The sequence below is a fragment of the Dickeya sp. NCPPB 3274 genome, from assembly GCF_000406205.1.
GTDB classification, from domain to species: domain Bacteria; phylum Pseudomonadota; class Gammaproteobacteria; order Enterobacterales; family Enterobacteriaceae; genus Dickeya; species Dickeya fangzhongdai.
On the sequence record NZ_CM001979.1, the window covers coordinates 3,017,064 to 3,032,004 of the forward strand.

9 protein-coding genes are annotated in these 14,941 nt (G+C 54.9%); 6 read left to right on the plus strand and 3 right to left on the minus strand.

Going from position 1 to position 14,941, the window contains the following annotated elements:
* Positions 1–310 precede the first annotated feature (310 nt).
* From DXX3274_RS13460 to yegD, 5 genes are all read left to right on the plus strand, one after another.
* Positions 311–2,161 carry a glycosyltransferase gene (locus DXX3274_RS13460; RefSeq protein ID WP_084478783.1) on the plus strand — a complete coding sequence of 617 codons (1,851 nt, stop codon included), beginning with the start codon at positions 311–313 and terminating at the stop codon, positions 2,159–2,161.
* A gap of 105 nt (positions 2,162–2,266) precedes the next feature.
* Complete coding sequence (locus tag DXX3274_RS13465) at positions 2,267–3,292, plus strand: glycosyltransferase (RefSeq protein ID WP_042860195.1); 1,026 nt, start codon at positions 2,267–2,269, stop codon at positions 3,290–3,292.
* Between the two features lie 140 nt (positions 3,293–3,432).
* The gene (locus DXX3274_RS13470) at positions 3,433–5,295 is read left to right on the plus strand and encodes a glycosyltransferase (protein WP_084478785.1); all 1,863 of its coding nucleotides are present in this window, start codon (positions 3,433–3,435) and stop codon (positions 5,293–5,295) included.
* A gap of 86 nt (positions 5,296–5,381) precedes the next feature.
* Positions 5,382–7,214: an ABC transporter ATP-binding protein gene (locus tag DXX3274_RS13475; RefSeq protein WP_042860197.1), complete on the plus strand. Its 1,833-nt coding sequence runs from the start codon at positions 5,382–5,384 to the stop codon at positions 7,212–7,214.
* A 135-nt stretch (positions 7,215–7,349) separates the two neighbouring features.
* Entirely contained in the window at positions 7,350–8,699 is a 1,350-nt protein-coding gene (gene yegD, locus DXX3274_RS13480; RefSeq protein WP_042860199.1) for a molecular chaperone, read from the plus strand.
* A gap of 56 nt (positions 8,700–8,755) precedes the next feature.
* Here yegD and DXX3274_RS13485 read toward each other — a convergent pair whose 3' ends face one another.
* The 3 genes from DXX3274_RS13485 to DXX3274_RS13495 form a co-directional block, all read right to left on the minus strand.
* Positions 8,756–9,571 (minus strand): arylamine N-acetyltransferase, encoded by an 816-nt coding sequence (locus DXX3274_RS13485; RefSeq protein WP_042860200.1) that lies wholly within the window; start codon positions 9,569–9,571, stop codon positions 8,756–8,758.
* Between the two features lie 227 nt (positions 9,572–9,798).
* Positions 9,799–12,174 (minus strand): TIM-barrel domain-containing protein, encoded by a 2,376-nt coding sequence (locus DXX3274_RS13490; RefSeq protein WP_042860201.1) that lies wholly within the window; start codon positions 12,172–12,174, stop codon positions 9,799–9,801.
* Positions 12,175–12,202: 28 nt separating this feature from the next.
* Positions 12,203–13,501: an MFS transporter gene (locus DXX3274_RS13495; protein ID WP_042860203.1), complete on the minus strand. Its 1,299-nt coding sequence runs from the start codon at positions 13,499–13,501 to the stop codon at positions 12,203–12,205.
* A 303-nt stretch (positions 13,502–13,804) separates the two neighbouring features.
* On the opposite strand from DXX3274_RS13495, the gene DXX3274_RS13500 reads away from it, so the two are divergent.
* Positions 13,805–14,878 carry a LacI family DNA-binding transcriptional regulator gene (locus DXX3274_RS13500; RefSeq protein WP_042860204.1) on the plus strand — a complete coding sequence of 358 codons (1,074 nt, stop codon included), beginning with the start codon at positions 13,805–13,807 and terminating at the stop codon, positions 14,876–14,878.
* The last annotated feature ends 63 nt before the right edge of the window (positions 14,879–14,941 follow it).

The following is a 14,941-nucleotide window of genomic DNA, read 5'->3' on the forward strand; positions in this document are numbered from 1 at the left end:
CTTCAAGTTACAGGTGCGTTGGCGGCCCTCGATCACCCCAGTCACTTACTTGAGTAAACTCCCGGAGATTCACTCGGTTATCGCGTTGTTCAAAACGCAAAACGTTTTGTCCTGCAACTCGAATTATTTAGGGTGAAATAAGTTTTTATTATGGAGATCGAATTATTTGGGGTATAGAAACCAATTACTGTAATTGCTAAAAACTAATAGAAAAAATTACACACATAAACTTTAATAAATATTGAATAGTATTTCTAAATGTTAAATTAATTTATTAATCAAACCGCTATCAATTGCAGGGAGCACTGATATGGTTAATATGAATCAATTGGTTACCCATTCACCCAACAATAATTCAGCCGTTATGGCTGAACAATTCGTCATAGAATCTAATTATTCCACGACACGCGAGCTGACTCACTCCCCTTTATCTCAACCACCCATAAGAACTGACGCTGTTCACACAGAAATTATCAAACTTTTGCTTAATGAACAGGATACCCACGCGCTGATAGCGGAACTGACACCCGATAAATCATCCGTGTCGGAGGTTGCCGATGATTATTTACAGACGTGTCTGCGCTATCAGGCTGACATTGGTATCGCCAATTTACTTCACACCGTACAGTTTCCTTATAAACGTGACTATTATTCCCCGTTGTGCGACGTTGCCACCCGCCTGATCGAAAATGAACACATGACCGAAGCCGCCAGGATTATTGCTTACCTTGGCGAGTTTGCGGGCAAACAACCCAGGACACGCCTGCTGCGGTTAAAATACTTGTTTCGCGCGGAAATGCTCGACGAGCTGCATGCGCTGTTCGCCCGAATTCCACCGCAAGATTACCGAGTATCGGAAGAATTGATGATGCTGCGTATCAAATACGAGTGCACCATCGGCAATCCGGAAGGCGGCCTGGCGCTACTGAGCGAATTGGGTCCGCTGGATACATTACCGCCGCAGATGATGCGTTGGGCGATAGACTGCCTGCTCAGCCTCGGCCGTCATCATGAAATCGTTCCCTTACTTGAAGCCTGGTTAAGCCTTGACTTTTGCTACTCAAATGAAGCGCGCCGGGTACTTCCCGTCGCCGCGAGTACCGGTGAAACCGCACGGTTAGTGCGTGCCATCGAGCAATTGCACGGCTGGTTTATGTCACCGGATCTGGTTCAATTACGAACGACATTATTGTGCAATAACCGTGAACAGGAGTCCGCTGCCGCCCAGTTTGCTCAGGCGTCGAATACGGATGCAGAAGTCACAGAACCTCCCCCTGCCGCCATCACTGTGCGTTCGTTATCCCGGCGTGCCTGTTTTTTTTGTACCGATATCAAATTCAACATTCCCACCCTGGTTGCCTTAACGTCACTGGCAATGGCGATTAGCCGGGAAGAAAATCCGCCCGATATTTATATCTTCACGCCAGTCGAGACATTGGCATGGTGGGAGCACATTACCCATAATTTTTCATTTGAATTTAAATCACTTACACTAAGGATTGTCTCCACCCACCCCATGCCGCTTGATGCCAGTCGCGCTCATTTTGGTTTTCATAGCTTTGGCGATGTATTAAGTACCGCGGTCTATGCCAGGTTTTACGCCAGCCGCCACCTCTATCGTCTTGGCATCGCCCGGGCGCTCTACCTGGATTCAGACATCATAATCCAACGCTCACCCCTCTCGTTGCTGGATATGGATATGGACATATACCCGCTGGCGGCGCGGACTGAGCATATAACGCCACTCATCGGGCGAGCTATTCAGTTGCACGACATCCCCAACAGCCGTTATTTCAACGCCGGCATTTTGCTGTTTAACCTGCAACATCCTGCGGCCCATCAGGTTATCGAGCAGGCGATCGCCAATAGCGAACACCCCGACGAAAAACTGCTGTTTCTTGATCAATGCGCACTGAATAAAGCCGTTCGCGGGCTATATATCGCCATCAGCGAAAACTACAACTGGTTTGTTCGCCCCACCCCATCCGCGCTCCCCGATCATCATCAGGCGGCAATTGTGCACTTTGTGGGTACGCCCAAACCGTGGGATAGCAATTACAAAGGCCAGGGCACGGCACTCTGGCAACAATATCGAAACCATGCTGCCAGATTGTTCGGCGAAGATGCGCTCCTTACCGCCGGGGTTACCGCACAGCCATAGACAGCGCGAGACAGAACATCGCACAGACGGTAGATAACGACAGGATATCGTTAATCGCCCATGCTGTTGCCGTTTCCAGAATGAAACAAGAAAAGGAATTCAGATATGAAAAGAGAACAGGCCGCCGTCACGCGTCATTGCTGCTCACCCTCCCGATTGATTTCTCCAGCGGATAGCGTCCGCTCCGCGTTACCGGCAGCAGATGCAACTTCACCGCAAACCGATAAGGAACTCGCCACAGGGAAACAAGCCCCCCAACCCCGCCAGCACGCGATCTTTTTTTGTATCGATGCCAGTTACAATGTCGCCGCCTGCGTTGCGCTGACCTCTCTGGTCATGTCCACTCATCACACCGAAGCACGACTGCCCGATATTTATCTGTTTGTATTACCGGAATCCCATGCTGTCTGGGAAGACATCGCAACGCATCTGTCCCAACATCACCGGGCATTCAGGCTTTACATTATCTCTACACTGGACATACCGCTTGACGAAAGCCGCGCGCAATACGGCTTCCAAAACTATGGGAAAACGCTGAGCATCGCGGCGTATACCCGGCTGTACGCCAGCCGCTATTTACATCAGCGCGGTGTATCGCGCGCACTCTATCTGGACTCGGACATCATTATTCAGCATTCGCCGCTGCCACTATTGCATATAGATATGGCGGGTTTCCCACTGGCGGCGCGAACCGAACGCAACCATCCTCGAGTCAGTCGGGCTATCCGGTTACATCGCATCCCGAATAACCGCTATTTCAACTCCGGCGTGCTGCTGCTTGATCTGCAACATCCCGCCGTCCTTTCCATGCTCAATAGCGCGATTGCTTATAGCGAACAACACCACCACCATTTGCTCTACCTCGACCAATGCGCGTTAAATAAAGCAGTGCAAGGGCTTTATTTAGGGCTGAACGAAAAATACAACTGGTTCATGCTCCCGGAAGGCCCGCTGGCTTACGGCAGCGAACAGGCTGCCATTGTGCATTTCATCAGCACACCGAAACCCTGGGAATCCAGCTATGGGGGATGGGGTGCCGCCTTGTGGCAACGTTACCAACGCCATGCCATCACCACAGTAAGCGAACCTCTTTTTTATGCGCTCAGGCAGTTTGCCTCACGGCGCCAATAGCGCCTGGGTGTGCCGTCGATAAAAATCCGAACGTAGGGTAAACCATCGTCTTAATGCCGGATGCTATATCGCATAAAAAACAACACCATCGCATAGAAACGACATCACACTAAAAAACAGCCACGTAAGGAAACACGGCTATGCCAAAACATACCCAGAAGAGTATTACCGCCCCCGCTCTTGCAACGCCGATTGCCGTTCATGCCTCGCCAATGGCAGTGGCTCAGCGCCACACCGCCAGCACAGTGTTTTACTCACCCCAGACAACGTCTCGCGCGATCAGCGATGTGCATTCCGAATTAATCAAAACTCTGCTTAACCGACAGGATGCAGGCAAAGTTCTCGCTAAGTTACGCCCCAAAATTATCGGACTCGGCAAAATCGATGCCGCCGAAAGCTATTTGAAACTATGTGTCCGCTATGGCGCTGATCGCGGCATAGCCAGTCTATTGCAGAGTACGCGTCTGCCTTACTCACACCACCGCTATAACCTACTGCTCAGTGCCGCGCACCGTCTGATAGACCATCGCTTCACCCAAGATGCCGAGACACTGGTGAGCTATTTACGCGAATACGCTGGTGCGCAACCCACCACGCGTGCGCTTCATTTGAAGCTGCTTTTCAGAGACATACGGCTTGATGAATTACATGAGCAGTTTGCCGGCATCGCTGAGCACGAGTACAAGGCTTCGGAAGCGATGCTGATCAACCGCATCCGGTATGACTGCATCACGGGTCATCCCGAAAAGGGGTTGGCGCTGTTAAATGAACTGGGGCCGCTCGACACTCTGCCGCCGCAGCTCATCCAATGGGCGGTGGATTGTCTGCTCAGTCTTGGGCGTTACGACGAAACCGTGCCACTGCTTGAAGCCTGGCTTGGGCTGACGTTCGTGTATGAAGAAGGCGCCCGGCGCGTTTTACGTATTGCCACCCATACCGGCGAAGCCGGCAGATTGAAACTGGCGGTCGAGCGGGTTCACGGCTGGTTTACCTCTGCGGATCTGGTGCGTTTGCACACCGCCCTGCATCAACTTCATCTGGCGCGACAAGCAGAACAGCACGCAAGCGAGGATGATACCGCATTGCTCGTTGATTATGCCCGCGTGTCGCCCCCAGCCAATACACGCTTACCGTCATCAAAACCTTTGTCCAGCCATGCCATTTTTTTCTGTGCCGATGCCGAATACACCACGCCGGCCATAGTCGCGTTGACATCGTTGGCCATGCAAATCGAACACAGTGAAAACCCGCCGGATATTTATCTGTTTGTTCCCCCTGAGTTATACCCACTATGGGAAACGGCGGCGCAGCGCCTTGAGGATGCGTTTCACAATCTTACGCTACGCATCATCTCCACAGTTCAAGTTCCGCTTGATGAAAGCCGGGCACGCTATGGCTTCCAGACATACGGCCATATGCTGAGCACCACGGCTTACGCACGCATTTATGCCAGCCGTTATCTGCACCAACTGGGCATAAAGCGTGCCTTCCTCGACGCCGACATCATCGTGCAACGTCCTTTGCAGGAGTTGCTATACACCGATATGGAAGGCTTACCGCTGGCAGCCTGCCACGACAGGCCCGACCCGATGGTCAAAATCGCCATCAAGCTGCACAGCATCCCGAATGGCCGTTATTTCAATTCCGGGGTGTTGCTATTTGACATGCAGCACCCCGCCACTCTATCCATCATCGAAAACGCCATCGCTAACAGCGAGCAAAGTGACAGCCAATTGATTTTTCATGATCAATGCGCGCTGAACAAAGCGGTACGCGGCATGTACCTCGCACTGGAGGACAGTTACAACCGTCACCTGCCTCCCAATGGAGCTTTCACGGAAATGTATGAAGAAGCGAGCATCGTACATTTCGTCAATACGCCGAAGCCTTGGCATATGGCTTACTGCGGGGACGGTTCAGCAATTTGGTCACACTATTTTCACCATGCGGCTCGTATCATCGGTGAAGAGTGTTTACCTCCGCTGCTGACACTCAATACCTAAAAACGTGGAAGGTATGACGGCAGAAACAGCATCGTGATTGGGCATGAAGGCCCTTTAAAAATGAATATACCGGAAGGGATTGAGAGATGCTTTTTTATCGCTTTGAAAAGATGATTACCATCTTCCGGGAAGCGCCGGCAACGCCGCTCCCCGATCGACTGTGGCCGTTTTGTGCTCATTATCTGCGCCAAATCTGGCCAGGTTTAACCGCCTTGCTGTCCGTCGGCTTAATCATTTCGCTGATTGAAGTTGGGATAGTCAGTTATTTAGGCCGACTCATCGATCTGATCCGCACCACGCCTGCCGATCAATTTTTGAATAAGTATGGTACGGAACTGCTACTGATGGCCGGTGCAACGTTACTGGTTCACCCCTTCTTCTTCTATTTAAGAAGTTTATTAGTGAATCAATCAATTGGGCCAGCCATGACCAGCATGATGCTATGGCAGAACTATACGCATACGCTAAAACAGAGTTTGTCGTTCTTTCAAAGCGACTTTAGCGGGCGTCTGGTTCAACGGGTCACTCAGGCAAGCCATGCATTACGTGAAGCCACGCTGCAGGCCATCGCTTCAATCTGGCACGTACTGATTTCCACTGTAACCATCCTTATTCTGTTTTCCGACATCGACTGGCGGCTGTTGGCGTTACTCATCGTCTGGATAATCGTCTACCTGCTTACCCTGATTTATTTTGTACCTCGCGTAAAAATACGGGCAGCCGTCTCATCTGAAGCTAGTTCCAAACTCACCGGATGTATTGTGGACAGCTACACGAATATCGCCACCCTCAAACTGTTCGCCCATTCCGAGCTTGAAAGGCACTACATCCGCAACGCTATCACCGAACAAACGGGCAAAGTCTGGTACGTTAATCGCCTGTTGACCAGTATGGATATCAGCGTGACGGCGCTGAACGGCATCCTTGTTGCCAGCAGCACCGGCCTGGCCATCTGGCTTTGGACACAATCAATCGTCACTATCGGCACGGTGGCGCTGATTACCGGGTTAATCATGCGAATTGTTAATATGTCAGGCTGGGTGATGTGGACATTGCATGGCATCTTCGGGCAGTTCGGTCTTCTACAAGACAGCATCAAGACCATGTCACACCCTATCAGCGTCACAGATAAACCCCAGGCACCTCTTTTGAACATCACACGGGGCGCGATAATCTTTGAGCAGGTTCAGTTTCACTACGAACCGTCTTCTCCCGCCATTGCCGGCCTGAATTTAACGATTCGCCCCGGAGAAAAAATTGGGTTGGTCGGGCCTTCCGGTGCTGGGAAAACAACACTGATGAATCTTTTGCTGCGGCTTTATGACCTCAATAATGGCCGGATCCTGATTGACGATCAGAATATCGCCAATGTGACGCAAGACAGCCTGCGAGCGCAAATTGGCATGATTACGCAGGATACATCGCTACTACACCGCTCTCTTCGAGAGAACCTGCAATACGGGAAACCGGAAGCGAGTGACGACGCCTTAATTGACTCGCTGCGCCGTGCGCACGCGGATCATTTTGTTGCCACGTTATGTGATGCCCAAGGACGCACAGGTCTGGACATGCATGTGGGTGAACGAGGCAGCAGGCTGTCTGGCGGCCAGCGACAGCGTATCGCCATCGCCCGGGTACTGCTGAAAGACGCCCCGATCCTGATTATGGATGAAGCCACCTCGGCACTGGATTCGGAAATCGAAGCGGCGATTCAGGAGAGTCTGGACACGCTCATGCAGGGAAAGACCGTGATTGCCATCGCTCATCGTTTATCAACCATCGCCAAAATGGATCGGCTGGTGGTGATGGATAAAGGAAATATCGTCGAAATCGGTAACCATAGCGAATTGTTGGCGAAAAATGGCCTCTATGCGCGGCTTTGGCAACGGCAGACCGGCGGATTCGTTGGGCTTGACTGACGCCCCTACGCGAAAATGCCCTGAAAACGCGAAAAAGCCCGGCTACGCGAACGGGTATGTGGCTTTATCTTTACAAGCCCTGAGACAAGCGGTAAATTCCCGCCCCTTCTCTACTGGCATGGGGATAAAAAAACAATGTTTGTCGGCTTTGACTATGGTACGGCCAACTGCTCGCTGGCCGTAATGGAAAACGGGACGCCGCGCTTGCTGCGGCTGGAGCAACAGTCGCCCTATTTGCAGTCGATGCTGTGCGCGCCCAGCCGCGAAGCGGTAAGCGAATGGCTGTGGCGGCATCATCAGGTCGCGGCGGAAGGTGAAAACGCCCAACTGCTGCAACGCGCCATCAACCACAACCGCGACGAAGATATCCGTGTCCAGCCGGACAGCGTCAGGTTCGGGCTGGCGGCGCTGGCGCATTACATGGATGACCCGCAAGACGTGTGGTTCGTGAAGTCGCCCAAGTCGTTTCTCGGCGCCACCGGGCTGAAAGCCCAGCAAATAGCGCTGTTTGAAGATCTGGTCTGCACCATGATGCTGCACATTCGCCAGCAGGCCGAGCAACAGCTCGACCAGCCGATCGAGCAGGCGGTGATTGGCCGGCCGATCAACTTTCAGGGAATCGGCGGCGAAGAGTCCAACCGTCAGGCGCAGGGCATTCTGGAGCGCGCGGCACAACGCGCCGGGTTCCGGCAGGTTGCGTTCCAGTTTGAACCGGTAGCCGCCGGCCTCGATTTCGAAGCCACGCTGCAACAGGAAAAACGGGTGCTGGTCGTGGATATCGGCGGCGGCACCACCGACTGCTCGATGCTGCTGATGGGGCCAGACTGGCGCGCCCGCCGCGAACGCGAGGAAAGCCTGCTGGGTCACAGCGGCTGCCGGGTCGGCGGCAACGATCTGGACATCATGCTGGCGTTTCGGCAGTTCTGCCCGCTGCTGGGGATGAACGGCATCACCGAAAAAGGCACCGCGCTGCCGGTGTTGCCCTGGTGGAACGCCGTCGCCATCAACGACGTGCCGGCGCAGGCGGAATTCTACAGCGGCGCCTGCGGTAAGCTGCTGCGCGATTTGATCCGCGACGCGCGCGAGCCCGACCGGGTGGAACGCCTGCTGACGGTGTGGCGCCAGCGGCTCAGCTACCGTCTGGTACGGCTGGCGGAAGAGCAGAAAATCGCCTTGTCGCAGGCCGACACCTCACAGGCTAGCCTGCCGTTTATCGCGCCCGAGCTGGAAACCCACGTCAGCGTGAATCAACTGGAAGAGGCGATCGCCCAGCCGCTGGAGCACATCAAACAGCAATTGATTCAGGCGCAGAAAAACAGTCAGACCCGGCCGGATGTGATTTACCTGACCGGCGGCAGCGCCCGCTCGCCGTTGCTGCGCGCCGCCATCAGCGAATGTCTGCCCGATGTGCCGATCGCCAGCGGCGACGACTTCGGTTCCGTCACCGCCGGGCTGGCCCGCTGGGCCGAGACGTTATTCCGTTAAGACATTATTCCGTTAAAACACGGTTCAGCTAAACGCTATTCCGCTCGTCAAACGCCTCAGGACACGGCTGTCGTGAGGCGTTCAAACCAGCGCTGGCTGTCGTAATCGTCGGCCAGCACAATCCCGAATTGCTGTTGCAGGCAGTCCAGATAATCACGATGACTGTCGATCCTTCGTTCGCTTTTCTGCCCATGTCGGGTCACGATCAGGCGGTTGTCCGATAACGTTACTCGCCCTTCCGGCGTCACGCGGGTGCAAAGCGATTTGCTGGTGAAAGGCGACGACGGCGAGGTCTGGTGGTAATGCGCCATATCCGCGTACTCCTCCAGTTGCCGGGGTTGCAGCGTAAACTTGTACTGTGGTTTCCACACGTCGCCTGCCGTCAGTTGTTGCAACTGGTAGCCGTCATCCACGGCCGCCACCCGATAGCTGATCCGTTCTTCGTGGGACACCGCGCCAGACAACGGCACCGGAACACAGAATGAATCGCCGAAACTGATATCGGCGATCACCGCCCCCTGCGGCAGTTCGACTTTCAGAAATAGATGATCGAACGGCTGCCCGTAATGACCGTCGTCGTTCCACACCTGACCGGCCAGCAGTTGTACGTCAAACCTCAATGCCTTCAGCAGCAGATAAAATCCGTAGTTGAGTTCGTAGCAGAACCCGCCGCGTCGCTCATCAACGATCTTGCGATAGATGGCGGAGGGGTCAAGGCGTATCGGTTTCCCGAACACCACATCCAGGTTTTCAAACGGAATGTGCGTAAGATGAGCAAGATGGAGCCGGTGCAGCAGTAAAGCCGGCTCCGCGGGCAATGCACTAACGCCAATACGTTGCAGATAGCGTTGAACTTCTGAATTATCCAGCATATGTCTTCCCGGTGCCTGAATAAAAGCCTATCCCCGTCATACGTCAGGTTGCAGGAAAGCCAATACATCAGCAGCTTGAAATATGACGGTATAAAACCTCCAATGTGCGATTGATAATACCCCTTCGCAGCCTATTGATAAACGGGACGCCGCATCCGGCTGGCAATAAGGCGAGGCCGGTCACGGGGCGGCGCATCAGCCAACCGGGCGTGCGCCGCCCGTTCGGGTTAGTGACTGGCAGGCAACCGATACTGCGCGCTACGCTCGCCGTTGATATAGAGTGCGCGCCGTTCGTCAGGCGGCAGCTGCACGCTCAACATCCGCCACGCCGGAATGAATGCGCCTTCCGGGCGGAAGGTGATGTCAATGCGCCGGGCGCTGCAACACACCTCCCAACGCAGCCACAACGCCTGTCCGTCGCGCCAGCGATGCGTTTCACCGTCATCTTCAAACAATAGCCCTTGCTGCACGCCATTGCCTGTCAGCGGGAAGAGCAACAGGGTGCGCTGGTCATCTTCCGCCGGGCAGGTGAAATCCGTACGCGCCGACAGCGGCACCATCGCGCCGGCCCGAACCAGCAACGGCAACCGTTCCAGCGGCGCGTCAAGCGTCACGGTTTGCCCGCCGCTGAACCAGTCGCCGCGATAAAAGTCATACCAACCGTCGCCGTTATCCGGCAGATAGACCTCCCGCCGGCGTTGTCCCGGCTCCACCACGCTCGCCACCAACAGATCGCGTCCCAGCATGAAATCGTCGGTTTCCTCAAAGGTACGCGGGTCATGCTCATGATCCAAAAAGGTCGGGCGCAACATCGGCTCGTCATCCGCATGCGCCTGCCACAGCAGGGTATACAGATACGGCAACAGCCGATAACGCAGTTGGATGGCGTCACGAATAATCGGCGTCACCGCCGGGTACATCCAGGGTTCGTTGACCGTGGCGTCGTCATTCCACGAGTGAATGGTAAACCGCGGATGCATCACCCCGTTTTGTACCCAGCGCGCAAACAGTTCGGCATCGGGCTTATTGCCGGCGAAACCGCCCACATCATGGCCCACGTTATACAGGCCGGACAGACTCATGCCGACCCCCATACGGGTGTTGTAGCGCAGCGTCTGCCAGCTGGTGCGGTTGTCCCCGCTCCAGGTCTGCACGTAGCGCTGCATGCCGGCGCTGCCGGAACGCGAAATCAGATAAGGCCGCAGCATCGGCGCAAACCGCTGCTGCGCCTCCATCGAGGCGCGCATCATCAGCAGCGGCATCAGCGGACGGATATGCTTGATGGCAATCGGCTGACCAAAGCCATGACAGCGCGCTTCGCCGTCCCAGATCTCGAATTCGTTGTTATCGTTCCAGGTGGAGTCGATGCCTTTTTCCAGCAGTTGCCGGGTCACGTTCTCCTGCCACCAGGCGACGGTGTCCGGATTGGTGAAATCCAGATGGGAGCCTTCGTCGTCCCAGAAGCTGGAGCGTTCCGGATTATCCGACTGCGAATCGCGCACAAACAGCTCTTTGGCCGCCACCTCCTGATAGCGGGGGTGATCCTGTAACAGGCAAGGCTTGATATTGGCCGCCAGGTGCATACCGGCATCGTGAAATGCCCGGCTCATTTGCTCCGGCTGCGGCACTTTGTCGTAGTTCCAGTTGAACACATAACGTTTGTTGCCAATCGAGGTATAGCCGGACGAGAGCTGGAACGAGTCGCACGGAATCGCATGCTGGCGACACAGTTCGATAAAGGACAACAGCTGTTGCTGAGCGTCCGGCGCGTCGGTGTAATGCATGGTGGACCCGCTGTAACCGAGGCTCCATTTGGGGCCGAAACAGGTTTTGCCGGTGAGCCGGACAAAGGCTTTGGTCACATCGAGAATGGCTGGGCCGAGCAGAAAATAATAATCCAGATCCCCGGCGTCGGCCTGATAGCGCCGGTAAGCCGGGTGGTAATTATCGATCTCGTTGCCCAGGTCCAGCCAGGTGGTGCTGAGATTGTCGTAAAACACGCCGTAGCTGGCCCCCGGTTGATTAACTAGGGTGAACGGCAGGTGCTTATACAGCGGATCGGTGCTTTGCGCGTTGTAGCCCATCGCATCCAGATTGCGGAATTCAAAGCGACGACCGGAGCGGTTTAAGTCGCCCGCTTTTTCCCCCAGTCCGTAGCAGCGTTCCTGCGGGGCGCGCCGCTGATAGTGCGCCACGCCGTCGCCGTGCATATTGAGCAGATAGGCGCCGGTCGGCCGATCGGACGCCAGCGGTTGCCACTGCCCTTGCGCATCAAGGTATTCCCATGCCAGCCATAACGGCTGATGTACCGTCGCCCGCAATTGCCCGGTGCTGATCTGCAAGGCATCGCCTTGCCAACTTAGCGTATAGCCCGGCGGCGTAAACCCCTCGCTGCTCTCCCGTTCCCTGCCCTGCCACGGTACGTCCTGCTGCGGCGCGATGCTCCAGGTGCGATTCAACCGCAGTTCGCCATGCTGTTTAATCAGTACCCGCATCAGCCCCGGCGCCAGCACGTACAACAAAAAGCGGTGTGCGCCGTCCACCAGCAGTTCAACCCGATCCTCGGCCTGATGGTGCAATACCCAATGTTTCAATGTCTTCATAGCATCACTCGTCTATTCGGAAGTTCTGTCAGTGCGCGCGCTGGCGACGTTCCGCGATGAACGCAATCAGGAACAGCGCGCCGAATAAATCAAAAAAGCCCATGGCGACAAACAGCGGATTGAATCCAATCCTGTCGGCGGTGACGCCAATCAATAGTGAAAACAGGAAGCTGGCAATCCACGCGCTGGCGCCGCGCATACCGTTGACCGTCGCCATCTGGCCTTTATCGAACGAATCCACCACGACGGCGCTCAACATGCAGGAGATAATTTGGTGGCCGAATCCGCCAATCGAAATCAGGATGATGGCCAGATAGGGATTTTGGGTCACGCTGACCAGCGCGAGCGACAGCATCAGAAACGCGCCGGTCACCGAACTGCCCACCACCGAGTTGATGCGAGAACAGCCAAACCACCGGGCGTAGAGCCGGGTCAGGTAGCCGCTGGCGATACTGCCGAAGTCGGCGGCAAGAAACGGCAGCCAGGCAAACATAGCGATTTGTTTCAAATCCATGCCGCGCTCTTTGGCCAGATACAGCGGCACCCAGAAACTCAGCACCGCCCAGGCGGGTTCCGCCATAAACGCGGGAATGGCGATGCCGTAGAAACGGCGGTTTTTCATCACCGTTTTCATGGCGGTAAAAAACGGTTGTTTCACCGGCTCCGGCTCATTGTCCTGACGGATAAACGCCAGTTCTTCCTTACTCAGGCGCGGGTGTTCTCCCGGGTTATGGTAAAACAGCCACCACAATACCACCCACAACATCGCCAGCACCCCGGCAAACAGGAATGCCCCTTGCCAGCCGAAAGCGGAGTGCGCGACCACGATAATGGGCGGCGCCAGCATCGCACCGATGGAAAAACCCACGCCGGCCCAACCGGCGGCGATGGGCCGTTCCTGGCGGGGGAACCACTCGCCGATGGTTTTGGCGTTGGCCGGCGTGGCCGCCGCTTCAGCCCCGCCCATCATGAAACGCAAAATGGCAAGCTGCACCCAGCTCCCGGCGCCGGCATGCAGCAGGCACATCAGCGCCCAAATCACGGCGCAGATCATGAAGCCCAGCTTTAATCCAATCACGTCGATCAACCATCCGCATAAAGGCTGAAATAGCGTATAGGCCAATTGAAAAGCGCCGACAATCCAGGAGTATTGCTCGGTGGTAATATTCAGCACCGTTTTTAATTCGGGTGCCAGAATACCCAGCGAATTGCGGGTAATATAATTAACCGTCACGCCAAACAGAAATAACGCCAGTATCCACCAGCGCAATTGTTTGAATTTTCGTTTTTCATTGATGACGGGCGAGGAATTAACGTCGAGACTCATGGTGATCTCCTTGCAGCAGACAACAGTGAAACGCCTTTCGACGCAACACCATCCTGATGTTCTAATATTCAGATTTTTATAAATATTTTTATGTCGAGACGACGTATTCCACGGCGTGACGACGCCTGAAGAACCACGACCGATTCAGCGTAGAAAAATTAAAAAGCCGGAGATACTCACTTTTTTGCAACTATTTTCATGGTAGCGTCGGAATATATTCTTTCTGACCATTCATCCGCCATTTGCCGCCTTTTTTCTGGTGATGAAAATTTTTTCACGACTCAAATTGAACGGGATCACAAAATGAAAAAAAACCTCAAAATTCGTGAAATCGCCATGCAAACCGGCTTCTCCGTCAGTACCGTTTCCCGGGTGCTGGCGGGCAAATCCAATACCAGCGATGCGGCGCGGACGCGAATTCTGACCTCCGCCCGGCAATACGGCGTGATGGATCACCTGGCTACCGGCCGTTTGCTGCTCAATAGTCTGACGGTGTTCGCGCCGGAGCGCGCCTTTAATAGCCGGGCGGACATTTTCTACCATAAGGTACTGGAAGGGATTCTCGACTCGCTGGACTCACACGATGTACGTCTGCGCTACTGCGGGCTGGCGGAAAACGACAGCGATGCGGCGCTGTTTCTGGAAAAAATGTCGTCACCGGAAACCGAAGGCGCCATTCTGATCGGCATTGACGATCCTTATATCCACGCGCTGGCGGCCGAATTGAACAAACCCTGCGTGCTGGTCAACTGTCTCGACAACAAAATGAAATTGTCCGGCGTGTCGCCCGCGCATCAGCTTATCGGCGAATTTGCCACCAACTATTTGATCGACCAGGGGCACCGTCAGATCCTGACCCTGCTGTGCCTGCGGCGCTACACCATGGAGTGGCGACTGGCGGGCATTCGCGATGCTTATCAACAGCACAACCTGCCTTTTATTGACGACATTCACTTGCTGACGCCCCGCGGCTTCGGCAGCGCGGAAACAGAACAGGCCGTCACTGATTTTCTGGCTGCCTGCCCGCGGGAACAGTACCCTACCGCCATACTGGCGGGCGGCGACTTTATGGCGGTGGGCGCCATCAATGCGCTGCATAAAGCGAAATTGCGCGTGCCGCAGGATATCTCGGTCATGAGCATGGATGGCGCTAATCTGGCGGCGGTGCACGATATTCCGCTGACATCGGTGCTGATCCCGCGTGAAGAGTTGGGACGAGAGGCGGTTAGATTATTGCAGCTGCAGTTGATGCAGCCGGGACGAGGTACCGGCAATATTCTGCTTAACGGCACGCTGGTGGTGAGAGATTCGGTCAAACGCATTAGGCCCAGCCAGCGCCATTCGCCGGTGCAGGACACCGATTTATATGATGCATGAATGCGTCCGGTGGGCGTGTAGTCGACGGCATCAGGCCCGCGGTCAGCAGTGTGACAACGCGGG

Excerpts from the sequence above, each read along its gene's own strand:
- DXX3274_RS13475 (WP_042860197.1), top strand. The coding sequence starts at position 5,382 with ATGCTTTTTTATCGCTTTGAAAAGATGATTACCATCTTCCGGGAAGCG.
- DXX3274_RS13485 (WP_042860200.1), bottom strand. The coding sequence starts at position 9,571 with ATGCTGGATAATTCAGAAGTTCAACGCTATCTGCAACGTATTGGCGTT.
- yegD (WP_042860199.1), top strand. The coding sequence starts at position 7,350 with ATGTTTGTCGGCTTTGACTATGGTACGGCCAACTGCTCGCTGGCCGTA.
- DXX3274_RS13490 (WP_042860201.1), bottom strand. The coding sequence starts at position 12,174 with ATGAAGACATTGAAACATTGGGTATTGCACCATCAGGCCGAGGATCGG.
- DXX3274_RS13460 (WP_084478783.1), top strand. The coding sequence starts at position 311 with ATGGTTAATATGAATCAATTGGTTACCCATTCACCCAACAATAATTCA.
- DXX3274_RS13495 (WP_042860203.1), bottom strand. The coding sequence starts at position 13,501 with ATGAGTCTCGACGTTAATTCCTCGCCCGTCATCAATGAAAAACGAAAA.
- DXX3274_RS13470 (WP_084478785.1), top strand. The coding sequence starts at position 3,433 with ATGCCAAAACATACCCAGAAGAGTATTACCGCCCCCGCTCTTGCAACG.
- DXX3274_RS13500 (WP_042860204.1), top strand. The coding sequence starts at position 13,805 with ATGAAAAAAAACCTCAAAATTCGTGAAATCGCCATGCAAACCGGCTTC.
- DXX3274_RS13465 (WP_042860195.1), top strand. The coding sequence starts at position 2,267 with ATGAAAAGAGAACAGGCCGCCGTCACGCGTCATTGCTGCTCACCCTCC.